Annotated in this window: 20 protein-coding genes; 15 read left to right on the top strand and 5 right to left on the bottom strand. The window is 66.9% G+C overall.

Translation table 11 applies throughout. The annotated features are described in order from the left end of the window. Nucleotides 1-107: 107 nt before the first annotated feature. Both AB4Z37_RS00165 and AB4Z37_RS00160 read left to right on the top strand, forming a co-directional pair. Complete coding sequence (locus AB4Z37_RS00165) at nt 108-1,418, top strand: MFS transporter (RefSeq protein WP_441514655.1); 1,311 nt, start codon at nt 108-110, stop codon at nt 1,416-1,418. Nucleotides 1,419-1,486: 68 nt separating this feature from the next. Then, the gene (locus tag AB4Z37_RS00160) at nt 1,487-2,215 is read left to right on the top strand and encodes a GntR family transcriptional regulator (RefSeq protein ID WP_441514654.1); all 729 of its coding nucleotides are present in this window, start codon (nt 1,487-1,489) and stop codon (nt 2,213-2,215) included. A 211-nt stretch (nt 2,216-2,426) separates the two neighbouring features. Here the strand turns inward: AB4Z37_RS00160 and AB4Z37_RS00155 are convergent, their stop codons facing one another. Then, nucleotides 2,427-3,254: a uracil-DNA glycosylase gene (locus tag AB4Z37_RS00155; RefSeq protein ID WP_441514653.1), complete on the bottom strand. Its 828-nt coding sequence runs from the start codon at nt 3,252-3,254 to the stop codon at nt 2,427-2,429. 225 nt (nt 3,255-3,479) lie between these two features. On the opposite strand from AB4Z37_RS00155, the gene AB4Z37_RS00150 reads away from it, so the two are divergent. From AB4Z37_RS00150 to AB4Z37_RS00140, 3 genes are all read left to right on the top strand, one after another. Then, complete coding sequence (locus tag AB4Z37_RS00150) at nt 3,480-5,141, top strand: electron transfer flavoprotein-ubiquinone oxidoreductase (RefSeq protein WP_441514652.1); 1,662 nt, start codon at nt 3,480-3,482, stop codon at nt 5,139-5,141. Between the two features lie 362 nt (nt 5,142-5,503). After that, the gene (locus tag AB4Z37_RS00145) at nt 5,504-7,306 is read left to right on the top strand and encodes a tetratricopeptide repeat protein (RefSeq protein ID WP_441514651.1); all 1,803 of its coding nucleotides are present in this window, start codon (nt 5,504-5,506) and stop codon (nt 7,304-7,306) included. Nucleotides 7,307-7,412: 106 nt separating this feature from the next. Next, the gene (locus AB4Z37_RS00140) at nt 7,413-8,297 is read left to right on the top strand and encodes a 4-(cytidine 5'-diphospho)-2-C-methyl-D-erythritol kinase (protein WP_441514650.1); all 885 of its coding nucleotides are present in this window, start codon (nt 7,413-7,415) and stop codon (nt 8,295-8,297) included. Between the two features lie 13 nt (nt 8,298-8,310). Here the strand turns inward: AB4Z37_RS00140 and AB4Z37_RS00135 are convergent, their stop codons facing one another. Both AB4Z37_RS00135 and AB4Z37_RS00130 read right to left on the bottom strand, forming a co-directional pair. Then, on the bottom strand, nt 8,311-8,745 hold the full coding sequence (locus tag AB4Z37_RS00135; protein ID WP_441514649.1) for an AAA family ATPase: 435 nt from the start codon (nt 8,743-8,745) through the stop codon (nt 8,311-8,313). Between the two features lie 78 nt (nt 8,746-8,823). Then, nucleotides 8,824-9,834: a polyprenyl synthetase family protein gene (locus tag AB4Z37_RS00130; protein WP_441514648.1), complete on the bottom strand. Its 1,011-nt coding sequence runs from the start codon at nt 9,832-9,834 to the stop codon at nt 8,824-8,826. 115 nt (nt 9,835-9,949) lie between these two features. Between AB4Z37_RS00130 and AB4Z37_RS00125 the strand changes: the two genes are divergently transcribed. Then, nucleotides 9,950-10,177, top strand: coding sequence for a putative signal transducing protein (locus AB4Z37_RS00125; protein ID WP_441514647.1), 228 nt, complete (start codon nt 9,950-9,952; stop codon nt 10,175-10,177). Continuing rightward, nucleotides 10,170-10,934, top strand: coding sequence for a tRNA1(Val) (adenine(37)-N6)-methyltransferase (locus AB4Z37_RS00120; RefSeq protein ID WP_441514646.1), 765 nt, complete (start codon nt 10,170-10,172; stop codon nt 10,932-10,934). Before AB4Z37_RS00125 ends, AB4Z37_RS00120 begins: the two co-directional genes overlap by 8 nt. Before the next feature lie 7 nt (nt 10,935-10,941). Here AB4Z37_RS00120 and AB4Z37_RS00115 read toward each other — a convergent pair whose 3' ends face one another. Continuing rightward, nucleotides 10,942-11,145: a hypothetical protein gene (locus tag AB4Z37_RS00115; protein WP_441514645.1), complete on the bottom strand. Its 204-nt coding sequence runs from the start codon at nt 11,143-11,145 to the stop codon at nt 10,942-10,944. A gap of 85 nt (nt 11,146-11,230) precedes the next feature. Beyond that, a complete protein-coding gene (locus tag AB4Z37_RS00110) occupies nt 11,231-13,714 on the bottom strand; it encodes an autotransporter outer membrane beta-barrel domain-containing protein (protein ID WP_441514644.1) in 2,484 nt (827 codons plus the stop codon). A gap of 260 nt (nt 13,715-13,974) precedes the next feature. Between AB4Z37_RS00110 and AB4Z37_RS00105 the strand changes: the two genes are divergently transcribed. The 8 genes from AB4Z37_RS00105 (at nt 13,975) to ppdK (ending at nt 24,652) form a co-directional block, all read left to right on the top strand. Further along, complete coding sequence (locus AB4Z37_RS00105; protein WP_441515221.1) at nt 13,975-14,817, top strand: S49 family peptidase; 843 nt, start codon at nt 13,975-13,977, stop codon at nt 14,815-14,817. 96 nt (nt 14,818-14,913) lie between these two features. Continuing rightward, a complete protein-coding gene (locus AB4Z37_RS00100; protein WP_393011632.1) occupies nt 14,914-15,105 on the top strand; it encodes a hypothetical protein in 192 nt (63 codons plus the stop codon). An 813-nt stretch (nt 15,106-15,918) separates the two neighbouring features. After that, on the top strand, nt 15,919-16,848 hold the full coding sequence (locus AB4Z37_RS00095; protein WP_441514643.1) for a glycine--tRNA ligase subunit alpha: 930 nt from the start codon (nt 15,919-15,921) through the stop codon (nt 16,846-16,848). A gap of 3 nt (nt 16,849-16,851) precedes the next feature. Beyond that, nucleotides 16,852-18,969: a glycine--tRNA ligase subunit beta gene (glyS, locus tag AB4Z37_RS00090; protein ID WP_441514642.1), complete on the top strand. Its 2,118-nt coding sequence runs from the start codon at nt 16,852-16,854 to the stop codon at nt 18,967-18,969. 153 nt (nt 18,970-19,122) lie between these two features. Next, nucleotides 19,123-19,713 (top strand): class I SAM-dependent methyltransferase, encoded by a 591-nt coding sequence (locus tag AB4Z37_RS00085; protein WP_441514641.1) that lies wholly within the window; start codon nt 19,123-19,125, stop codon nt 19,711-19,713. A gap of 167 nt (nt 19,714-19,880) precedes the next feature. Further along, nucleotides 19,881-20,993: a hypothetical protein gene (locus AB4Z37_RS00080; protein ID WP_441514640.1), complete on the top strand. Its 1,113-nt coding sequence runs from the start codon at nt 19,881-19,883 to the stop codon at nt 20,991-20,993. 371 nt (nt 20,994-21,364) lie between these two features. Further along, nucleotides 21,365-21,520: a DUF3096 domain-containing protein gene (locus tag AB4Z37_RS00075; RefSeq protein ID WP_441514639.1), complete on the top strand. Its 156-nt coding sequence runs from the start codon at nt 21,365-21,367 to the stop codon at nt 21,518-21,520. 141 nt (nt 21,521-21,661) lie between these two features. Next, nucleotides 21,662-24,652: a pyruvate, phosphate dikinase gene (gene ppdK / locus AB4Z37_RS00070; protein ID WP_441514638.1), complete on the top strand. Its 2,991-nt coding sequence runs from the start codon at nt 21,662-21,664 to the stop codon at nt 24,650-24,652. Nucleotides 24,653-24,741: the final 89 nt, after the last annotated feature.

Here is a 24,741-nt window from a genome sequence, read left to right as displayed (position 1 = left end):
AACTAGGGTTCTAGTTTATGTATGCTACTTGCGTGGGGGGATGTCCATGGCTATAGGGGCATGGCAAGCCCCGCATCGGTGACGGGGCCGGGATAAACGGGGGGACCATGGCGGATGTCATCGGCGCACAGGTTGCGCACAGCAGCGCGGATGTGCGCGATCGCACCATCGGCAAGCTGAACACACGGATCGTGCTGTTCTGCTTCATCTGCTTCATCATCAATTATCTCGACCGGGTGAACATCGGCTTCGCCGCGCTGCACATGAACAAGGACGTCGGCCTGACGCCCTATATGTTCGGGCTCGGCGCCGGCATCTTCTTCATCGGCTACATGGCGTTCGAGATCCCCAGCAACATGATGCTGCATCGCTTGGGTTCGCGAATCTGGATCGCCCGCATCATGGTGACCTGGGGCATCGTGTCCTGCGCCATGGCCTATGTGCAGGGCGCGACCTCGTTCTATGTGCTGCGCTTCCTGCTCGGCGTCGCCGAGGCCGGCTTCGCGCCTGGCGTGCTGCTCTACCTGACGTTCTGGTTTCCCGCGAAGGAGCGCGGACGCGCCACCGCGTCGTTCATGGCCGCAACCGTGCTGTCGATCGTGATCGGGGCGCCGCTGTCCGCCTGGCTGATCGATGCCGGCGACGGCTTGCTCGGCTTTCGCGGCTGGCAGGTGATGTTCCTGCTCGAAGGTTTGCCGGCCATCCTGCTCGGCGTCTTCACCTTCTTCTATCTCGTCGATCGTCCGGAGACCGATACGCGCTGGCTGCAGGACGACGAGCGGCAGTGGTTGCTGGCGCAGCTCAAGGCGGAGCACGCCGCGGGCGCCGTCGATAGCCGCCACCGGCTCGGCGAGATCTTCAGCGACTATCGCGTCTGGCTGCTGACGCTGGTCTACATGTTCAACGGCATCGCGGTGTACGGCGTCATCATGTGGCTGCCGCAGATCGTCAAGAGCCTCGGCAACCTGACGACGCTGCAGACCGGCGTGGTGTCGGCGATCCCGTTCGTGTTCGCGGCGATCGGGCTCGTGGTGATCGCCAAGAGCTCCGACCGCACTGGCGAGCGCAAGATCCATACCGCGATCGCCGGCCTGTTCGGCGGCCTGTTCCTGGCGGCGAGCACGTTCGCGCCGAGCCCGCTGGTCGGCCTGATGCTGCTGTGCGCCTGCGCGTTCTTCCTGTGGTCGTATCTCGGCGTGTTCTGGACGCTGCCGACCCAGTTCCTGTCGGGCGCAGCCGCGGCGGGGGGCCTTGCCGCGATCAACGGCTTTGCGCAGCTCGGCGGCTTCACCGGCCCCTACCTCGTGGGCTGGGTGAAGTCGGCGACCGACAGCTTCCAGCTCGCGCTGCTGGCGCTGGCGATCTTCCCGATCCTCGGCTTCTTCCTCTGCATCAGTCTCAAGGCGCGGCGGGACTGAGGGATCGCCCCATGGCGCTTTCAGTCCGGCGCTATCGGTCAGGCCGACAGCTGGGATAGCATGGCGCCATGGGGAAGAAGCCTGACAGCAAGGCGCCGACACTGGCGCACACGATCGCGGAGCGGATACGCGCCGCGATCGTCGATGCCGAGTTCGAATTCGGCGAGGGCCTGTCCGAGGACACGCTGGCCGCGGCGTTCGAGGTCAGCCGCACGCCGGTGCGCGAGGCGCTCAATATCCTGCAGATGCAGGACCTCGTGCACATCGTCCCCAAGTCCGGCACCTATGTCTTCACGCCGAAGCCCGAGGACATCGCCGAGCTGTGCGACCATCGCGCCGGCCTCGAGGTGCAGGCGGTGCGGCTCGCGCTCGCCGGCGGCAAGACCACCGAGCTGGTGCGGGCGCTGCGCGCTGCACTGGAGCGGATGTCGGATGCGATTCGCCGCGACGACCTGCAGGAATACGGGCGGGCCGACACCGATTTTCACCTCGCGTTCTTCGCCGCCTGCCGCAACCGCTATCTCGAGCGGGCCTACGGCCAGATCCTCGGCCGCGTCGCCGCGCTGCGCACCCATCTTGCGATCAAGGCCGAAGGCGAGCCGGAGCGTTCTTTTCGCGATCACCAGACCATGATCCGGCTGATCGGCGCCAAGGACACCGCGCGGCTGTCACGCCTGCTGGTTGCCCATATCCTGCGCACCAAGGCCAACTACCTCAACGCGTTCCGGACCATGCCGCCCGGCGGTCCGTCCGGCCGCGCGCTGCGCCTGCGCAAGCGGCTGTTCGAGCAGGGGTGATACGCCCGGTCGCTTCTCACGACGGCGTTCGATGAGCTGCAGCATTGAGGCGTGATGCGGCTCGATATTCTCAGCGTCATCCCCGGGGCCGCTGCGCAGCCGCGCGACCCGAGGATCCAGCTTCGGGCTGGTTTCCCGACAAGAATCAACGGGCCCGGTGATGATGCCGAGGATGTGGAGACACCGTGCCTCAGGCCAGCATTCACTCGCCTCACGCCGGCGTCAGTGCCTTGCGGATGGCGCGCAGGTCCTGCCAGGATAGGCGCTTATAGGACGGCGAGCGCAGCAGGTAGGCCGGGTGGAAGGTCGGCATGGCGCGGATGGTGCGCCGGCCGGTGTCATAATCGATCCACTTGCCGCGGGTGCGCATGATGCCCTCGCGCGTCCGCAGCAGCGTCTGGGTCGACGGGTTGCCCATCGTCACCAGGATATCGGGATCGACCAGCTCGATCTGGCGCTGGATGAAGGGCAGGCAGATCTGGGTTTCCTGCGGCGTCGGCGTGCGGTTGCCCGGCGGCCGCCAGGGAATGACATTGGCGATGTAGACCTTGGTGCGGTCGAGGCCGATCGCGCCGATCATCAGGTCGAGCAGCTTGCCGGAGCGGCCGACGAAGGGCAGGCCCTCGATGTCCTCGTCGCGGCCGGGCGCTTCGCCGACGAACATGATGCGCGCTTTCGGATTGCCGTCGGCGAACACCAGCCGCGTCGCGGTGAATTTCAGCGCGCAGCCGTCGAAGGTTTCCAGCAGCGCCCGCAGTTCCTCCAGCGTGGTCGCGGTACGCGCGGCCTCGCGGGCCGAGGTGATGGCGATGTCCGGCGCCGGTGCGGCGTCGCCGCGCGCCATGGGCGCCGCGGCCGGCATGGCCGGGGCGATCGGCGCGGATGGACGCAGCGCGGGCCGCTGGGCCGTCGGCGCCATCTCGTTCACCGTCTCCTCGGCGAGCCGGTCGATCGGCGTGTCCGACAGCGCGCAGTCCACCCCGGCCTCGAGATAGAAGGCGAGCAGGTCGTGAACGGTTGGCAGCGGTTCGGGCAGCATTGCTATCGTGGGAGAGGGGCGCGCGGGCCCGGGAGGGACCTGGGCGCCATGTTAGATCGGAAAGCAGGGCGGTGATACGCCCCATGTGGCATACAAGCGCCCCGCCGGTCCATAGGTGGCGGCTGAAGGGGCGTCCGGCCGTGAGGACTAGGGGTTGTCGGCGGCCGAAAAATCGGAAACAACAGGCTTGGAAACGTTCTTAATCAGGGTATCCGAGATCACAGCATGAGCACCGAGCCGCTGCCGCCGCGCGAATCCATGGAATTCGACGTCGTGATCGTCGGAGCGGGCCCGTCTGGCCTCACCACCGCGATCCGCCTCAAGCAGCTCAACCCCGACCTCAGCGTCGTCGTGGTCGAAAAAGGCTCGGAAGTCGGCGCCCACATCCTGTCGGGTGCGGTGATCGATCCCGCCGGCCTCGACAAGCTGGTGCCCGACTGGCGCGAGGATGCCGACTGCCCGCTGAAGACCCAGGTCAAGGACGACCACTTCTACTGGACGACGTCCAGCCTCAAGATTCGCCTGCCGAACTTCCTGATGCCGCCGCTGATGGACAACCATCATTGCTACATCGGCTCGCTCGGCAACGTCTGCCGCTGGCTCGCGACCAAAGCCGAGGCGCTGGGCGTCGAGATCTATCCCGGCTTCGCGGCGACCGAAGTGATCTATGGCGAGCACGGTGAAGTGCGCGGCATCGCCACCGGCGACATGGGCATCGGCCGCGACGGCGAGCCCAAGGCGTCCTTTACCCGTGGCATGGAATTGCTCGGCAAGTACACGCTGTTTGCCGAAGGCGCCCGCGGCTCGCTGTCCAAGCAGCTGATCGCCAAATTCGCCCTCGACGCCAAGAGCGAGCCGCCGAAATTCGGCATCGGCCTCAAGGAGGTCTGGCAGATCGATCCTGCCAAGCACAAGAAGGGCCTGATCCAGCATTCGTTCGGCTGGCCGCTCAACAATTCCACCGGCGGCGGCTCGTTCCTGTACCACTACGACGACAATCTCGTCGCCGTCGGCTTCGTCGTCCACCTCAACTATGCCGATCCCTATCTGTCGCCGTTCGACGAGTTCCAGCGCTTCAAGACCCATCCGCTGGTGCGCGACGTGTTCGAGGGCGGCAAGCGCCTCGCCTATGGCGCCCGCGCCATCACTGAAGGCGGCTATCAGTCGGTGCCGCGGCTGTCGTTCGCCGGCGGCGCGCTGATCGGCTGCGCCGCGGGCTTCGTCAACGTGCCGCGCATCAAGGGCGTCCACAACGCCATGGGCTCGGGTCTCCTCGCGGCGGAGCATGTCGCCGCGGCGCTCGCCGCCGGCCGTGCCAACGACGAATTGTCCGAATACGAGAACGCCTGGCGATCCTCGCCGGTCGGCCAGGATCTTTACAAGGTCCGCAACGTCAAGCCGCTGTGGTCGAAGTTCGGCACCCTGCTGGGCGCGCCGCTCGGCGCCATCGACATGTGGACCAACACGCTGTTCGGCTTCTCGCTGTTCGGCACCCAGGCCCACGCCAAGCCGGATCGCGCCACGCTCGACCAGGCCAGGGTGCATAGCCCGGTGCCGGCGGCCAAGGCCGATGGCAAACTCACCTTCGACAAGCTCTCCTCGGTGTTCCTGTCCAACACCAACCATGAGGAGGATCAGCCGATCCACCTGAAGGTGAGGGATATGACCCTGCAGCGGACATCCGAGCACGATGTGTTCGCCGGTCCCTCCAACCGCTATTGCCCGGCCGGCGTCTATGAATGGGTGGAAGAGGGCAGCGAACCCCGATTCGTCATCAACGCCCAGAACTGCGTCCATTGCAAAACCTGCGACATCAAGGACCCGAACGGCAACATCACCTGGGTTCCGCCGGAGGGCGGCGGCGGGCCCAACTATCAGGCGATGTGAGGTTTCTCGCCTCCGATCACGACATTGTGGGCGACGCGTCCGGCGACGACTGGTTGCCGGGCGCCTTGTTTGTGACCGGCTTCAGGAATTTATGCTGGCTTCGCCGTGTCGGACGCATGCCCAATCCTGTCGCAGCGACATCGGCCACGATCCCGCCACACTGCGAGGGCCATCGTCTCCTGCATGTTCTTGCGATGGCGCAGCAAAAGCGCCATTGTCGCGACATGGCGCGTCGGGTGGCGCGCAACGACAACGGATCGGGCCGTTGCGAACGGTCGTGAAGGCTGTCATTGCACAATCCGCTGATGCCCGAACCCGTCCATCAAAATCTGGGATCTAGTCTTGGAGCCAGGCGAGCCGTGATGAAGTTCATTCGTTTCAATCGTCTGGCGATTGCCGCCGTCACCGTGACCGCGCTCGCTGCGGGCCCACTGACGGCTCAGGCGCAGGACGCCCTCAAGCCGGAGACCGCCAAGGGCGACGCCGCGAAGGCGGCCGCGGCGGCCTTTCCGACCAGCCGTGATCTGATGACGATGACCACTGCCGGCAGCTATCTCGCCGCGCGCCATGCCAGCGTCGAGCGCGACGCGGGCTCCGCCGCGGCGTTCTACCGCTCGGCGCTGCGCTCCGACCCAAAGAACAACGAACTGCTCGACCGCGCCTTCATCTCGTCCCTCGCCGAGGGTGATATCGACGAGGCGGTCAAGCTCGGCGAACGCATTCTGGTCATCGACAAGAACAACCGCGTGGCGCGCCTCGTGGTCGGCGTGCGCGACCTCAAGCTGAAGCGCTATGGCGCCGCCCAGCAGAACATCAACCAGTCGGTGCGCGGGCCGATCACCGATCTCGTCGCGGCATTGCTGTCCGGCTGGGCGCAGTACGGCGCCGGCAACACCCAGGCCGCGGTCGCCAGCATCGACAAGCTGCAGGGTCCGGAGTGGTACCCGCTGTTCAAGGACTTCCATACCGGCATGCTGCTCGACCTCGCCGGCAAATCGAAGGACGCCGGCGTGCGCCTCGAGCGCGCCTACAGGCTCGACGATTCGGCCCTGCGCGTGGCGGAAGCCTATGCGCACTGGCTGTCGCGGGCGAAGGACCCGGCGGCCGCCGCCGCGATCTATGAGGCTTTCGACAAGAAGCTCGCCCGCCATCCGCTGGTGGTCGACGCCCTGCGCGAGACCAAGGCCGGCAAGAAGCTGCCGCCGCTGGCCGATTCGCCCCAGGCCGGCGCCGCGGAGGCGCTGTATGGCATCGGCGCGTCGCTGACCCGCCGCGGCGGCGAAGACCTCGCGCTGGTCTATCTGCAGCTTGCGCTCTATCTCGAGCCGCGCCACGCGCTGGCGCTGCTGTCGCTCGCCGACCTCTATGAATCGGTGAAGAAGCCGCAGATGGCGATCAAGGTCTATGAGCGCGTGCCGGCCAACTCGCCGCTCAAGCGTAACGCCCAGATCCAGCTTGCCACCGATCTCGACGCCGCCGACCGCGGCGACGAGGCCATCAAGATTCTCAAGGAGACCATCGCGCAGGATCCGAAGGATGTCGAAGCCGTGATGGCGCTCGGCAACATCGAGCGCTCGCGCAAGAAGTTCGAAGACTGCGCCACCACCTACTCGCAGGGCATCGATCTCACCACCGACAAGCCGAACTGGGTGCTGTTCTACTTCCGCGGCATCTGCGAGGAGCGCTCCAGGCAGTGGCCGAAGGCCGAGGCCGATCTGAAGAAGGCGCTGGAGATGCAGCCTGACCAGGCGCATGTCCTCAACTATCTCGGCTATTCCTGGATCGACCAGGGCACCAACCTCGACGAGGCGATGAAGATGATCCGCCGCGCCGTCGAGCAGCGCCCGGATGACGGCTACATCGTTGACTCGCTGGGCTGGGCGTACTTCCGCATCGGCAACTACGAGGATGCGGTGAAGACGCTGGAGCGCGCCGTCGACCTCAAGCCCGAGGATCCGACCATCAACGATCACCTCGGCGATGCCTACTGGCGGGTCGGCCGCAAGCTCGAGGCGGGCTTCCAGTGGGCTCATGCCCGTGACCTGAAGCCCGATCCCGAGGAGCTGCCCAAGATCGAGGCCAAGATCAAGAATGGCCTGCCCGACGATGCGTCGCCGGCAGCGGCCTCCGCCGACAAGGACAAGAAGGACGACAAGGGCGGCTGACAGTCCGCCCCGGGCCCTTCCTGAACAAGCACGTTTCCCTTGGCTGGAAAATGCTCTAGGGCATGCCGGACGGGCCGCGTCCGGCTCGCTTGGGAACTGGTTCGTCATGATGCCGCTGACTGAGAGCGCGCGCGCAAAGGTCAATCTCACGCTCCGGGTGCTGGGGCGCCGCCCCGATGGCTACCATGAGCTCGAGAGCGTGGTGGCGTTCGCCGGCGCGGCCGACGGCCTGACCCTCGCACCAGCCTCCGAGGCCAGCCTCACCGTCACCGGCCCGCGTGCCGCCGAGTGCGGCGCGCTCAGCGACAATCTCGTGTTCCGTGCAGCCCGGGCGCTCGGCGAGCGCGTTGCCGGGTTGAAGTCGGGACATTTCACTCTCGACAAGCATCTGCCGGCCGCGGCCGGCATCGGTGGCGGTTCGGCGGATGCGGCCGCGGCCCTGCGGTTGCTCGCGACCAGCAACAATCTCACTGCCGACGATGCGCGGATCATGGCGGTGGCGCGCGCCACCGGCGCCGACATTCCGGTCTGTATCGCCTCGCGGGCCTGCATCATGACAGGGGTCGGGGAGACCATCACGCCGATCGATTTGCCGCCGCTGCCCTGCGTGCTGGTCAACCCGCGCGTGCCGGTGGCGACCAAGGACGTCTTTGCTGCGCTCGGGCTCAAGCCGGGCCAGCTGCGCACCGGCTTCTCGGAAGTGCTGGAGGCGATCGCCTGGCCGCCCGCTGGAGCCGGCGCCGACGCCTGGCTTGACGCGCTGATCGGCGGCATCAACGACCTCGAGGCGCCGGCGATCCGCATCCAGCCGGTGATCGCCGACGTTCTGGAAGCACTGCATGCGACCCACGGCGTGCGGCTCGCGCGCATGTCGGGCTCGGGGGCGACCTGCTTCGGCATCTATTCCACCGCCGGCGAAGCCAGCGCTGCCGCAGCCGCGATCCGCGGCGACCATCCGCAGTGGTGGGTCGAGGCCAGCGTCCTGAGCTGAGCAAACGGCTGCTTCAGCGCTCCGGCCACGTCCAGCGCGCGTGCCCATTGAGCAGGGCGGGGCGATCCGGATCGTCGCCGGCGAGGCCGGTCTCGCCGAAATCCTTGCGCAGCTCGATCATCGCAATGGCGTAGCTGAGGTCCTCGGCGCCGAAGCCGAGCCGCAGTTGCATCGGCTTCTTTCGTATGGTGCCCTGCACCGGATGTTTGCGGGCGCGCACCTCGCGCGAGATCGTTTCAGGCCCTGCCCAGAACGTCGACTGCACGCCGCCCTCGCGCGCCAGCGAGCCGACGAGCTGCCCCTGTGCCGTTTCCGCCAACAGCCGCAGGCCGCGATAGAGGCTCGACTTGCCGCTGCCGTTCGGGCCGGTCACCACGTTGAGACGGTCGAGCGGAATGGCGAGGTCACGGATCGAGCGGTAGTTCGAGATCGCGAGGGTCTGCAGCATGTCTCGCTCCCGGGGACTGCGGCGCGCACCACCGCCGGTGTCCGGCGGCGGTGGATCGGAGGAGCGATCAGGCGGACGTCAGTGCGAGCGCGCGAGGCAGAAGGCGACGACCTGCTCGAGCGCGGTCTTCATCGGCGACGACGGGAACAGCGCCAGCGCATCGACCGCCATGGCGCCATAGTGATGGGCGCGGGTGAGGGTGTCTTCCAGCGTGCGGTGCTTGGCCATCAGGCCGATGGCATGATCGAGGTCGCCGTCGCCGATCTCGCCGCGCTCCAGCGTGCGGATCCAGAACGCGCGCTCGACATCGCTGCCGCGTCGGAACGCCAGCACCACCGGCAGGGTGATCTTGCCTTCGCGGAAATCGTCGCCGACGTTCTTGCCGAGCTTGGCGGCCTTGCCGCCGTAATCGAGGACGTCGTCGACCAGCTGGAAGGCGATGCCGAGATTCATGCCGACCGAGCGGCAGGCGGTCTGTTCCGCTTTGGGGCGGTTGGCGACCACCGGCCCGACCTCGCAGGCGGCGGCGAACAGCTCGGCGGTCTTGCCGCGGATGACCGCGAGGTATTCGTCCTCGGTGGTGGCGGTGTTCTTGGCGGCGGCGAGCTGGGCGACCTCGCCCTCGGCGATGGTTGCGGCGGCGGCCGACAGAATGTCCAGCGCGCGCAGCGAGCCGACCTCGACCATCATCCGGAACGCCTGGCCCAGCAGGAAGTCGCCGACCAGCACGCTGGCCTCGTTGCCCCACACCATGCGGGCGGACAGCTTGCCGCGCCGCAGCTCGCTCTCGTCGACGACGTCGTCGTGCAGCAATGTGGCGGTGTGCATGAACTCGACCGCGGCGGCGAGCTTGATGTGGCCATCGCCGGAATAGCCGGCGAGCTGGGCCATGGCGAGGGTCAGCATCGGCCGCAACCGCTTGCCCCCCGAGGAGATCAGGTGGTTGGCGACCTCCGGGATCATGGTGACTTCGGAGCCGGTCCGCGACAGGATGGTGCTGTTGACCCGTTCCATGTCGGAGGCGACAAGGGCCACCAGTTCATCTATCGACCCCGTCGAGGGACTCTCGAAAGGAACAATCACCGCCACGCCGGATCTCCAGGAGTTTTGAAGCTCATATCTGGCGGGAATCTGCCGCATTGCGGCGAGGGCGTCAAATCCCATGGCCCCTCAATACCATATCGATCACCAAGGGGGCGGCGGCGTGCGGGAATTGTTGCGGACCAATGACATGGTGCTGGTTTCGGCGGTGGAGGCGCTGCTCGACGGGGCCGGGATCGGCCATCTCGTGCTCGACCAGAACATGAGCATTATCGAAGGTTCGCTCGGGGTGCTGCCGCGCCGGCTGCTGGTCGCCGAGGACGATCTGCGGGCGGCCCGGCGGCTCCTCACCGAAGCGGGCCTTGCGCACGAGCTGCGGGCCGATGACTGAGGCCGAAATTCTCACGGACGACGCTTTTCTCGGCGGCAGGCTGCTGCTGCGCCAGCGCCGGCGCGGCCACCGGTCAGGCCACGATGCGGTCCTGCTGGCGGCGGCGACGGCGGCCCGTGCCGGCGACCGGGCGGTGGATTTCGGGGCCGGTGTCGGGGCGGCTGGGCTCGCCCTTGCCCGCCGGGTCGGCGGGCTCGACCTGACGCTGGTGGAGATCGATCCGGGGCTTGCCGGGCTGGCGCGGCACAATGCCGCCGTCAATGCGCTGTCCGCCCGGGTGCTGGAACTCGATGTGACGGCTGGCGCCGCAGCATTCGCAGCCGCCGGACTGCCGGCTGACGGCGCTGACGTGGTGCTGATGAATCCGCCATTCAACGATCCCGCCCGGCATCGCCGGTCGCCGGATGCCGCGCGGGGGCTCGCGCATCACGCCGAGACCGGAACGCTCGAGGCCTGGGTGCATGCTGCCCGTCGCGTGCTCAGGCCCGGCGGCGTGCTGACGCTGATCTGGCGGGCGGACGCGTTGACCGAGGTGATGGCGGCGCTGGAGCGCGGCTTCGGCAGCCTGTGTCTCCTGCCGGTGCATCCGGATCCCGCCTCACCCGCAATCCGGATTGTGGTGCGGGCGGTGAAAGGCGGGCGCGCGCCGCTGCAGCTCCTTGCAGGAATTGCGCTCCATGATGACGCAGGACAGCCGCATCCGGCGGTGCAGGCGGTGATGCGCGGCGAGCGGCCGCTCGCACTCGGCAGCGTGTGACGGCTGACTATTGCGGCAGCGTCTCTGACCGGGATTCAGGCAGGGAGGTCATCCGGATGGCGGTCAGCAGCGCGCCCATCAGCATCAAGAGAAGATAGATTTTCATCTCTGCACCATCGCTCGCCCATTGCATCCTATGGCGTTGCATCGGTGAGGCGCGATCAAGTCTCGCATCCGCTGGATCACGAAACCGGTATCGCATCGCCGACACTCGCCGCTTCCTAAGCAAGAAGCGTTCCAATGGTTAAGGTGCAGTTACCCGTCGAGAAAAAATCGGTGGAGAGAGTCTCGGTGCTTCACCAGGTGATCCGAAGGCCGCCGGAGCCGGCATACTGGCTGCGGCTGTTTGAGAGTTCGCCGGTGAAATTGGCCTGCAGCAGGACCGCGCGGGTCAGCGCCAGCCGCAGGCCGGCATCGACCTGCACCGCATCCGGCGCGACGCGCGGGCCGAACACCGTGAATGTCGATGCCGGCAAAGCGATGAACGATGCATCCTGGCTGCGATCCGGCCGGAACTCGTGAACCCATGCCACGCGTGCCGATGGCGTCAGCGTTCGTCCGGCGCCGAGATCGAGGATGGTGTCGAGCTGGATGCCGAGGAAGGTGGGCAGCGAGGTGACCGTCACCGGTGCATAGGACAGGCCGAGCAAGCCCGGGGCGCCGCTGCCCAGCACCACGCTGGTCTCGTTGCGCGCCCGCTGCCACAGCGTTGCGGGGGCGATGGCGGCGAACGGTGCCACGGTGATGCCGCTCCACGCGATGGGACGCGCGATCTCGAGCCGGCCGCCGACGAGCTCGCTGGAGAAGTTGGCGCGGGCCACCTCGGCTGGGCCGACACCGGCAATGACGCGGGAGGTCGTGTTGTCGAAGGTCGCGACATCGAGTGCCGCGGTCACGCGGAACGTGTTCCAGTCGCCGCGCACGAACACCGCCGCCTGGACGGTGTCGAGGTCGCCGGTGGTGGCACGGGGCGCCGAGGCAAACGAGAACCGGCCGCCGCTGAGCGCTACGCCGACCAGCCATTGCGGATCGACCCGGTAGCTGAGGCTGGCGAGCGCTGCGCCGCCGCTCGCGGTCTGGTCGGCGCTGCCGGTCGCCGCATTGCCGCGGCTGGTGAGGCCACCACCGAAGCCCCCTGCGGAGAACCGCCAGCGCCAGGCCTCGTCGAGGTCGGGGGCCTTGGCGAAGCGTTGTAACGCCGGATGCATCGGCTGGGGCGATGCATAGCCGAGCGCCTCCGGGCCGCCGCTGGTCGCGGCGAACGCGGCCGTGATGTCGGTCATCAGCGCGTTCATGAACATCGCGTTCGCCAGCAGCGCGGTCTGCTGGGTGGCGATGGTGCCTTCGCCGGACATCTGGTCGAGCGCGCCGAGCGAGCTGCTCGTCAGCAGGCTGCCGTAGAATGTCGCGAGCGCGCCGGTCAGGGTGGTCGAATAGCCGCGCTCCAGCGCCGTTCCGACCGCGCGCTGGTTGACCGTCTCGCCGGGGACGGCGCCGAACGGAAGCCGCGTCAGCACGAGGTCGACAGCGTTGATGCCGGTGCCGAGCGACGGATCGTTGACGTAGTTGGCCACGGCCGTGAAGAACAAGGGCGCGGACGCGACCACCGCGCCGAAGCGCGTGCCGTTGAGGTCACCGCCGGTGCAGCCGCAATTGGCGACGACGCTGTGATAGACCGTCACCGGATCGTACAGCCCCGGCTGCAGCACCGCGCGCAAGGTGCCGCCGAGGTGCGGGGTGGCGGCACTGAGTCCGTCGCTCAGGCCGTCGCGGTTGACGCGCAATTCCAGCGTGCCGGTCGAACTCTGCACGAAGCTGGCATCGATGAAATGCCAGTAGGTCGAGTTCGTCGCGCGGCCGAGCGGCGTGTCCGGGCTGCTGATGGCGATGACGCCGTTGTTGACGAGCGTGGTGCCGGGGATCGGCCCGCCGAGCTGGATGACGCCGTCAAGCCTGCCATTGTTGATGAACGTGGCCGTTCCCGAGAACGCCCCGCCGTAGAGGCTGTAACCGCCCGATCGAATGGTGCCGTTGTTGATGAAGGTGCCGCCCGACGTGAGCACGCCGGCGCCGCCGATACCGGCCGTGATCAGGCCGTTGTTGATGATGGTGCTGATATCCTGGGCAGCGATGCCTGCGCCGCCCGCGCCGGCCATGATCTGGCCGTTATTGGTCACCGACCCGCGGCCGGCCAGCGCGATGGCGAAGCCGCGGTCAGCGGCGGCGATCGTGCCATTGTTGGTGATGGTGTTGCTGTCCTGTGCGAGCACCCCGGCGAACAGGCCGGTGATGATGCCGCCATTGGTCAGCGTGTTGTTGTTGCCGAGCAGGATCCCGTAGGCATTCGTTCCGGTGATCACGCCGTTGTTGACGATGGTGTTGAAGTCCTGCGCGGCGATGCCGATGAAGTTGCCGCTGACCGCCCCGGCATTGGTGATGCCGTTGCCGTTGCCGACGTTGATGCCGAGATCGCCGGAGCCGCCGATGGTCCCGGTGTTGACAATGGTGTTGTGGTCGGTGGCCTGAATGCCGCCACCTGAACCGGTGACGACGCCGTTGTTGGTGATGGTGTTGCTGGCGGTGAGATTGATGCCGAAGCCGGCTGTGGCAGGTGCGATCAGCGCGTTCGGAGCGACCGTCACGGTGACATGGTCTTCCAGGCCGCTGCCCACCCCGTTGGTGTCGAGCCCGGTACAGGTAACGATGTCGCCGCTGCTGACAGGGGAAGGTGCGCAGGCTGCGGCCGCAGGGGGGACGGAGAGGACCTCACCCAGCGCCATGATCGCGCCGAGCCCAGCAAACAACTGAAGACCCGCGCGGCATCTTGCCGCCAGGACGCCCCCGATCCACACTGACGCAACCCCCGCGACGCAAACTGCCGCACATCATTGAAATTGCCATCTGGAGCCTAGAGGGATGGTGGGGTGGTGACAAGCCGCGTCGCTGTGACTATTTCAGGAGCATGAGCCAGTCAGACCCCTCCCATCCCCAACCCGGACTTGCCGGTTTCGCGCGGCACCTGCTTGCCCGCAGCCGACGCCTGTTGCCTGCGCGTCTGCGCGGCGACCAGCCGGTGGTCCCCGTCGTGCGCCTCGGTGGCGTGATCGGCGCGGTGACGCCGCTGCGCCAGGGCCTGACGCTCGCAGGCGTCGCGCGCACGCTGGAGCGCGCGTTTGCGACCCGACATGCCAAGGCGGTGGCGCTGATGATCAACTCGCCCGGCGGCTCGCCGGTGCAGTCGCGCCAGATCTTCCTGCGCATCCGCCAGCTCGCTGCCGAGAAGAAGCTGCCGGTGCTGGCGTTCGTCGAGGACGTTGCGGCCTCCGGCGGCTACATGATCGCCTGCGCGGCCGACGAGATCTTTGTCGATCCCTCCTCCATCCTGGGATCGATCGGCGTGGTCGGCGGCTCGTTCGGCTTTGAGGGGCTGATCAAGAAGATCGGCGTCGAGCGCCGGCTCTATACGGCGGGCGCGCACAAGGCGACGCTCGATCCGTTCCTGCCGGAGAACCCCGAGGATGTGGAGCGGCTCAAGGCGATCCAGCGCGAAATCCACGGGGTGTTCATCGCGCTGGTCAAGGACAGCCGCGGGGCCCGCCTGACCGGCGGCGACGACTATCTCTTTACCGGCGAATACTGGGCCGGCGGACGGGCGGTCGAGCTCGGCCTCGCGGACGCCGTCGGCGATCTGCGGGCGACGCTGCGGGCCCGCTTCGGCGACAAGGTGCAGACCCCGCTGATCGCGCCGGCGAGCGGCCCGCTCGCAGGGCTGCTTGGACGGCGTGCGCCGGGTGCGACGGCCCTGTTCGGCGGTGCTGAGCTGCCCGAGGAGCTGATCTCGGCGCTGGAAGCCCGGGCAGTCTGGGCGCGTTACGGATTTTAGTCCTGTGCGGCAAGGTGTCCGGGACAAACCGGGCACCTTGCCACAATCGCGACACGCCGCTGCGGAACAAAAGGGGTCTTGAGCGAGGACAGATCAATGCCGCCGCTGCTGCTGGTTCTTGTCGGTGCCCTGGGTGGGACTGCGCTGGTGCGTTGGGGCTTGCGGGAAGCCCGCCGGATCAATGATGAGCTCGATCGCGTGCGCGCCGTGCATATGGCAGAAGCCCGCCCCGAGCCGGTCCGTCGGCTGCGGCGCGATCCGGTGACCGGCGCTTACTGGCCAGAGTGAGCCGCGGCGAATCTGCGCTTCGGGTGCGCCTTCTTATGGTGGGGCTCAACTCAATTGAGTCTGCAAGACACCCGATACCTCCGAAAGACGTGATACCTCCAGAAGACTTGATGCTTCCAGAAGACTTGCGCCGGCTCGAAGGTGGGGCATCACCTTGGCCGGCGGCATGTCGTGGAGGTTTTGGGGGAGAGGCTTGGCGGAGTGGTGGTCGCTGGTTCTCAGCGCCGCTGACGGAGCACCGTGACGCGAACCCGGTTGTCGCGCGTCTGCCGACGCGCCACGGCAAACAGCGACAGCGCCATCACACATGCAGCGATCAGGTCAAGGCTCGGCATCGGAGTGCTCCGTTTCTTCGCTTCGTCCGGTTGGTCGCGGCGACGTCGTCACCGGTTCAAGCTGACCAGCGGCTTGTCATGGCCATCAGCCTAGGGCGGCGATCCCTAACAAAATCCGAGGCTCGATCTGCGGACCTCGACGGCGGTTAGGACGCGCTTGCAAGGGTCGTTCAATTTTTCTGAATCGCGCGCAGTCGCCGCCGCTGCTGCCGCTCGGCGTGCAGGAACGGCGAGGCCGCGACCAGGGTCGCGGCCACCACGAGAAAGACCGTCGCAGCGGCAAGTAGCATGGTGGTATCCCCCCAAAAGGAACGGGTGGAGAGGCCGTCGGATCGCGAATCGAAGGGTTAATCCCCGCTGCCCGACGTATACGCCGTCCCGGGCCGAGGGGTTTCTGGCCGGGCCGCCTTGATTCCAGTTATCCACGTCGATACGGTCCGCCGCGTTCCGACACGGTGAGCCAAACCTTAAGACGATCATGGAAAAACTGCCCGATCACATGCGGCCCGAGCGCTCCTTCCAGGGCCTGATCCTGACCCTGCAGCGGTTCTGGGCCGATCATGGCTGCGTGATTCTGCAGCCCTACGATATGGAAGTCGGGGCGGGCACCTTCCATCCGGCGACCACTCTGCGCGCGCTGGGGCCACGGTCGTGGAACGCGGCCTATGTGCAGCCCTCGCGGCGTCCCAAGGACGGTCGTTATGGCGAGAACCCCAACAGGTTGCAGCACTATTATCAGTTCCAGGTGATCCTGAAGCCGTCGCCGCCGGACATCCAGGACCTCTATCTCAAGTCGCTGGCGGCGATTGGCGTCGATGCCGCCCTGCACGACATCCGCTTCGTCGAGGACGACTGGGAGAGCCCGACGCTTGGCGCGTGGGGGCTCGGCTGGGAGTGCTGGTGCGACGGCATGGAGGTGTCGCAGTTCACTTATTTCCAACAGGTCGCCGGCGTCGAATGTTCGCCGGTCGCGGGCGAATTGACCTATGGCCTCGAGCGCCTCGCGATGTACGTCCAGGGCGTCGACCGTGTCTACGACCTCAACTTCAACGGCCGCGAGGGCGCCGACAAGGTGACCTATGGCGACATCTTCCTGCAGGCGGAGCGCGAGTACTCGCGGCACAATTTCGAGCACTCCGACACCGCGATGCTGTTCGAACAGTTCAAGATGGCGGAGAGCGCCTGCCGCAAATATCTCGACGCCGGCTGGCAGGACGGCAAGCGGGAGCGTCACCTGATGGCGCTGCCGGCATATGACCAGTGCATCAAGGCAAGCCACGTGTTCAATCTTCTCGACGCCCGCGGCGTGATCTCGGTCACCGAGCGGCAAAGCTACATCCTGCGTGTCCGCGAGCTGGCGAAGGCCTGCGGCGAAGCCTGGATCGCCACTGAAGCGGGCGGAGCGTAAGCGATGCCCGATCTTCTGCTCGAACTGTTCTCCGAAGAGATCCCCGCGCGCATGCAGGCCAAGGCGGCGGAGGATCTGCGCCGCATGGTCACCGACAAGCTGGTGGCCGAGGGCCTTGTCTATGAGGGCGCGAAAGCCTTCGTGACGCCGCGCCGTCTCGCGCTCACCGTGCACGGCGTGCCGGCGCGCCAGCCCGACCTCAAGGAAGAGCGCAAGGGCCCGCGCGTCGGCGCCCCCGACGCCGCGATCCAGGGCTTCCTCAAGAGCGCCGGCCTTGCCTCGCTGGATGAGGCCAAGATCGAGAAGGATGCCAAGAAGGGTGAGTTCTATGTCGCGCTGATCGAGAAGCCGGGCCGCCCGGCGATCGAGGTGCTGGCGGAATTCCTCCCCGTCATCGTGCGCACCTTCCCGTGGCCGAAGTCGATGCGCTGGGGCACGCGCTCGGCGAAGCCCGGTGCGCTGTCCTGGGTGCGGCCGCTGCATTCGATCATCGCGACCTTCGGCCCGGAGACCGAAGATCCCGACGTCGTCGCGTTCTCCGTCGACGGCATCGAGGCCGGCCAGGTCACGCGCGGCCATCGCTTCATGGCGCCTGCGGATTTCAGCGTGCGCCGTTTCGCCGACTACGAAGCCAAGCTGCACGATGCCAAGGTGATGCTCGATCCGCAGCGTCGCCGGGACACCATCCTGGAGGACGCCAAGGAGCTCGCCTTCGCGCAGGGCTTCGAGCTCGTCGAGGATCAGGTGCTACTGGACGAGGTGGCCGGTCTCGTCGAGTGGCCGGTGGTGCTGATGGGATCGTTCGATCCGGCGTTCCTCGCGATCCCGGACGAAGTGATCCGCGCCACCATCCGCAACAACCAGAAGTGTTTTGTGGTGCGCGACCCGAACACCGGCAAGCTCGCGCCGAAGTTCATCCTGATCGCCAATATCGAGGCGAGCGACGGCGGCAGCGCCATCGTCGCCGGCAACGAGCGGGTCATCCGCGCGCGGCTGTCGGACGCCAAGTTCTTCTACGAGACCGACCTCAAGACCAGGCTCGACGCGCGGCTGCCGAAGTTCGAGCAGATCGTGTTCCACGAGAAGCTCGGCACCCAGGCGGCGCGCATCGCTCGCATCGAGCGGCTCGCGGTCGAGCTTGCGCCCGAGGTCAGAGCGGACGTGGCCAAGGTCGGGCGTGCAGCGCAGCTCGCCAAGGCCGACCTGCTCACCGAGGTCGTCGGCGAATTCCCCGAGGTCCAGGGCCTCATGGGCCGCTACTACGCGCTGGCCCAGGGCGAGGACGCCTCCGTCGCCGCCGCCATCGAGGATCACTACAAGCCGCAGGGCCCGAACGATCGCGTGCCGACGGATTCCGTCGCGGTTGCGATCGCGCTCGCCGACAAGCTCGATACGCTGGTCGGGTTCTGGGCGATCGACGAGAAGCCGACCGGCAGCAAGGATCCGTTCGCGCTGCGCCGTGCGGCGCTGGGCGTGATCCGTCTTGTGCTCGACAACGCGTTGCGCTTGCCGGTGCGCAAGGCTGCGGCTTCTGCCATCGCGGGCCTGAAACTGTCCGATCCGCGCCATGCCGGCGTCGATGCGCAGACGCTGCCTGACGACCTGCTGGCGTTCTTCGCCGATCGTCTCAAGGTCCAGTTGCGCGATCAGGGCGCGCGCCACGATCTCGTCGATGCGGTGTTCGCGCTTGGTGGCCAGGACGATCTCCTGCTGGTCGTGCGCCGCGTCGAGGCGCTCGGCAAGTTCCTCGACAGCGACGACGGCAAGAATCTGCTCGCCGGCGTCAAGCGCGCGGCCAACATCCTGCGCATCGAGGAGAAGAAGGACGGCAAGGCGTATGACGGTGCGCCCGATGCATCGCTCTACCGCCTCGACGAGGAGAAGGCGCTCGCCGCCGCCATCGGCACCGCGACGGCCGACGCCAGTGCGGCCGTGGCGACGGAAGACTTTGCCGCGGCGATGACCGCGATGGCGAAGCTGCGGCCGGCGGTCGATGCGTTCTTCGACAAGGTCAAGGTCAACGACGACGACGCCAAGGTGCGCGAGAACCGCCTCAAGCTGCTCAACCAGATCCGCGCGGCGACCCGTGCGGTGGCGGATTTCTCGAAGATCCAGGACTGATTGCATCGACTGATCCCGTCGCCTCGTCCAGAGGCGACGGCGTCATGCCGGCGTGATCCATGCGGGCCGTGCGCATCAGGGCCGCGTCCCTCGCTCTGAGGAAAATCGGCAGACTATGGCATCACGGCCTCCGCTTTCGGGGAGGCCATGGTCATGGACCGCGACACGCTCACCGCCTATGACGCCGCTGCCGCGGCGTTCGCCCGCGACTGGCACGAGCAGCCGCCGCCGACCGATCTGCAGGCGCTGGTCCGCCGCTTCTTCGTGCCGGGCCTGACGGCGGACGTCGGCTGCGGCTCCGGCCGCGAGGTGGCGTGGCTCGCCGCCAACGGCTTTCCGGCGCGGGGCTTCGACGCCTCAGATGGACTGCTCGCCGAGGCGCGGCTGCGCTATCCGGATCTCTCATTCGCTCATGCCGAGCTGCCTGACCTGACCGGGATTGCACCGGCAAGCTTCGACAACGTGTTGTGCGAGACCGTGATCATGCACCTGCCGCACGAGGCGATCGCGCCGGCGGTGCGGCGGCTGCTCGATGTCGTCCGGCCGGCAGGGGTGCTCTATCTCAGCTGGCGCGTGACGCCGAACGACGACCTGCGCGATGCCCATGGCCGGCTGTATGCGGCCTTCGATGCCAACCTTGTGCGGGCCGAACTCGCGACCGCTGAGCTCATGCTGGACGAGGAGGTGGTCAGCGCCTCGTCGGGCAAAACCATCCACCGTATCGTCGCCCGCAAGACGCGCTGACTGGTGCGCCGGTATCATTTTATGGGAATTGCCGGCGACGCTCGAAATAAGCGGAAATATCTGGAAATGTTTACGTCTTGTTAACCATGCGGGCCGATGGTCGGCGGCAGGCAACGGTTTGTTAATAAATGGCCGTCCGCCGCCTGCGCCAATGCAAGGAAGCGCCGATGACCTCGGTCAACAACGGCCTCAACCCCTACGCCCAGTACGGTTCGGCCTATGCGCGCGCGGTTGCGACGCCGTCGCTCGCGACGACCCTCAACAACGATGCGGCCGACGGCACGCCGCCGCTCGGCGGCAACCTGCTGGCTGGCAACGCTGCAACCACGCTGACCCTTTCGGAGAGCGCCCGCGCCAAGCTCGCCGATGCCGGCAAGCTGCCGGATTTCGCGTCGGTTGCGGCCACCGCGCGCACCACGCTCGATCAGCTCTATGCCGCGGCCAAGGTCAAGGGACCGATCGTCGACGGCAAGACCACCATCAGCCTGTCGGGTCTCGACCGTCGCGCGCTGTTCGCGATCGCGACCAACAATGGCGGCAAGTTCTCGCCCGACGAACAGGCGGTGGCCAGCAATGAATTGAAGACGCGTTTCAATGCCGCGATGGCGCCGGCGGCCGCGACCACGCGCCTGACCGGCGACTACAGCGTCAGCTACAAGGCCGCGCTCGATTATCTCGAAGCGGCGAGCCCCGAGGAGAAAGCGACCGCGACCTGGGCCGCCCAGCACGACGCCGTGCTCAAGGGCATCAAGGCGACCCAGCAGGCGCCGACCAAGGCGCCAAGCGGCATCGCCAATGATCCCGTCGCCGACTATCTGGCGCAGAAGCCGGGCACCGGCAGCCGCCCGACGCGCGACTTCAACAGCATCGCCCGCGACGCGCGTGCCATCCTCGACGCACAGAAGGCCGATGCGGCCAAGAACCACAAGGATCTGGTTTTCACTGCCGGCCGCAAGGCCGGTCAGCTCGCCGACCTGTCGTCGCTCGACAACCGCGCGCTGTCGGCGATCACCCTCAATCAGGGCAAGCAGTTCTCCGGCGAGGAGATGCAGGCGGCCAAGAGGGAGCTGGACACCCGCACGCGCGCCTCGGTGCTGAGTGCGCTGAAGCAGAGCCAGTCGAGCGGCGATCCGCGCCAGCTCAGCCTCGGCATCCTCAAAAGCTATTCGGCGATGAGCGCCGAAGAGCGGCAGGCCACCAACTGGACGCCGGAATTCCAGGATCTTGCGTTGAAGAACTACAAGTCGACGGCATCGCTGCTGTCGATCCTGCACGGCTGATCCGCGGCGCAGGCATGAGCGGCGATCTGCGCGGCGAGCGCGGACGATCGCTGCAGGCAACGGCATCCTGCTTCGCAACGCCTCCTGCCTCGGCATGAATGATCGCGGTCGTCGCCGCCATCCGCCGAGGTTGTCGTCGAAAGGGGTGTTCCCGATCCTGTGGATTCATTGCGTCGTTGTCTGGCGGCTGGAACAAGCGCTGCGGCGTCTGGCTTGCGTGCGGTGAGCAGCGTTCGGATGATGGCAACGCGCCATGTGCTGGAGGCGTCTTTGCCTCGCGGCTAAGATCGCCGCGATTCGCCAGTCCTTGAACGGATTGTTGGCCGTTCCTTTGGCTGTTCCCTGGACGTCACGCCCGCCGGAGACTCTCAATGACCATCACCACCGCGCACATTCCCGCCATCGTCGCCCTCATTGCGGGCATTCTTATCCTGGTGATGCCGCGGCTCCTGAACTTCATTGTCGCGATCTACCTGATTTTCATCGGTCTGGTCGGGCTTGGCGTTCTGCGCGCGCTTCACCTCTGAAACGCGCCAAAATCGGCCACAAAACGGCCGAAAGTCACATCGAATCACGGGCCTGATGTCCCCGGCATGGCTTGCATGCCTGGGTCAATCCGTGTTGTAAGGCGCGTGCTGTTGTCCCTCTCATGCTGACGTTTGGAAGCCATGGCCAAAGCTGCATCAAAGATCAAAACCGCCCCAGCGAAATCAAGGACATCCGCTGCCCCATCGGCGCGGGCCGCCAAGCCCAAGGCGACGGCGAAGGCGCAGTCCCGCCCGGTCGCGAAGCCGGCCGGAAAGGCCGTGGCCAAGTCAGTCGTCAAGTCTGTGGCGCCGAAGTCCTCAGCCAAGTCGGCGGCTAAGGCGGTCACCGCGAAAACGGCGAAATCGAAGGTTGTGAAGCCGGCTGCGGGCAAGTCCGCGGCGGTCAAGCCCGTTCCAGTCAAGCCAGCGTCCAGCAAGCCGGCGGCCGTCAAGGCCGGCAAGTGGGTCTACACCTTCGGCAACGGCAAGGCGGAGGGCCAGGCGGGCCTCAAGGAACTGCTCGGCGGCAAGGGCGCGAACCTCGCCGAGATGGCCAATCTCGGCCTGCCGGTCCCTCCTGGCTTCACCATTCCGACCTCGGTCTGCACCTACTTTTACGCGAACGACAAGACCTATCCGAAAGAGCTGAAGGCGCAGGTCGAGGCCGCGCTGGTCCACGTCAGCAAGATCACCGGCAAGGGCTTCGGCGATACCCGCAATCCGCTCCTGGTCTCGGTGCGCTCGGGCGCCCGCGCCTCGATGCCGGGCATGATGGACACCGTGCTCAACCTCGGCCTCAATGACGAGACCGTCGAGGCGCTGGCGCACAAGTCGGGCGATCGCCGTTTCGCCTACGACAGCTATCGCCGCTTCATCACCATGTATTCCGACGTGGTGCTCGGCTTCGAGCATCACCACTTCGAGGACATCCTCGACAGCTACAAGGACAGCAAGGGCTACAGCCTCGACACCGATCTCACGGCCGAGGACTGGGTCGACCTCGTCGGTAAATACAAGGACGCCGTCGCGCGCGAGACCGGGCATGACTTCCCGCAGGATCCGCATGCCCAGCTGTGGGGCGCGATCGGCGCGGTGTTCTCGTCCTGGATGAACGCGCGCGCGGTGACCTATCGCCGCCTGCACGACATTCCGGAATCGTGGGGCACCGCGGTCAACGTCCAGGCCATGGTGTTCGGCAACATGGGTGACACCTCGGCGACCGGCGTCGCCTTCACCCGCAACCCGTCGACCGGCGAGAGCAAGCTCTATGGCGAGTTCCTGATCAATGCCCAGGGCGAGGACGTCGTCGCCGGCATCCGCACGCCGCAGGACATCACCGAGGAGGCGAAGCAGGAGTCTGGCTCCGACAAGCCGTCGATGGAAACGGCGATGCCCGACGCCTACACCGAGCTCACCCGCATCTGCGCCCAGCTCGAGAAGCACTACCGTGACATGCAGGACATGGAATTCACGGTCGAGCAGGGCAAGCTGTGGATGCTGCAGACCCGCAATGGCAAGCGCACCGCCAAGGCGGCGCTGCGCATCGCCGTCGAGCTCGCCAGCGAAGGCCTGATCAACAAGAAGGAAGCGGTGCTGCGGGTCGATCCTGCCTCGCTCGACCAGTTGCTGCATCCGACCATCGATCCCGGCGCTGCGCGTGACGTCATCGCCACCGGCCTGCCGGCATCGCCCGGCGCCGCCGCCGGCGAGATCGTGTTCTCGTCGGATGAAGCGGCCAAGCTGCAGGCCGATGGCCGCAAGGTCATCCTGGTGCGCATCGAGACCAGCCCTGAGGACATCCACGGCATGCATGCCGCGGAAGGCATCCTCACCACCCGCGGCGGCATGACCTCGCACGCGGCGGTGGTTGCGCGCGGCATGGGCAAGCCCTGCGTCTCGGGCTGCGGCTCGATCCGCATCGACTATGGCCGCGGCACGATGACGGTGGGCAACCGTACCTTCAAGGCAGGCGACGTCATCACCATCGACGGCGCCATGGGCCAGGTGCTCGCCGGCCGCATGCCGATGATCGAGCCGGAGCTGTCCGGCGAATTCGGCACGCTGATGGGCTGGGCGGACGAAGTGCGCAAGCTCAAGGTGCGCGCCAATGCCGACACCCCGGTCGATGCGCGCACCGCCGTGCGTTTCGGCACTGAGGGCATTGGCCTGTGCCGCACCGAGCACATGTTCTTCGAGGAGACGCGCATCCGCACGGTGCGCGAGATGATCCTCGCCGAGGACGAGCAGGCGCGTCGCGCGGCACTCGCCAAGCTGCTGCCGATGCAGCGCGCCGACTTCGTCGACCTGTTCGAGATCATGAAGGGGCTGCCGGTCACCATCCGTCTGCTCGATCCGCCGCTGCACGAGTTCCTGCCGCACACCCAGGCGGAGATCGAGGAAGTGGCGCGGGCGATGAACGCCGATCCGCGTCGGCTCGCCGACCGCGTGCGCGAGCTGTCGGAGTTCAACCCGATGCTCGGCTTCCGCGGCTGCCGTCTTGCGATCGCCTATCCGGAGATTGCCGAGATGCAGGCGCGCGCCATCTTCGAGGCGGCGGATGTCGCCGCCAAGCGCACCGGCAAGCCGGTGGGTATCGAGGTGATGGTGCCGCTGATCGCCACCAAGGCGGAGTTCGACCTGATCAAGGGCCGGATCGACGCCACGGCCGAGGCGGTGACGCGCGAGACCGGCGCCAAGCTGGTCTACCAGACCGGCACCATGATCGAGCTGCCGCGCGCCTGCCTGATGGCCGGCGAGGTTGCGCAGACCGCCGAGTTCTTCTCGTTCGGTACCAACGACCTGACCCAGACCACGTTCGGCATCAGCCGCGACGACGCTGCCGGCTTCCTCGGCACCTACATCGCGCGCGGCATTGTCCAGATCGATCCGTTCATCTCGATCGATCAGGACGGCGTCGGCGAGCTGGTGAAGATCGCCGTGCAGCGCGGCCGCAAGACCCGCCCCGGCATCAAGATGGGCATCTGCGGCGAACATGGCGGCGATCCGACCTCGATCGCGTTCTGTCATCAGGTCGGGCTCGACTATGTGTCATGCTCGCCCTACCGCGTGCCGATCGCGCGGCTCGCGGCGGCGCAGGCCGCCCTCGGCAAGACCGCGGCGAGCCAGGCGTAAGCCACACCCATCGACGACATCCGATCGCGCCGGCAGATTTGCCGGCGCGATTTTTTTCTGCACGCATGGAGTGGCGTAGACGTGCGGGC

It is taken from the genome of Bradyrhizobium sp. 2TAF24 (genome assembly GCF_052115025.1).
In the GTDB taxonomy this organism is placed as follows: Bacteria; Pseudomonadota; Alphaproteobacteria; order Rhizobiales; family Xanthobacteraceae; genus Bradyrhizobium_A.
The sequence above is the reverse complement of the archived record's forward strand: the minus strand, read 5'-3'. Positions and strand labels throughout refer to the sequence as shown.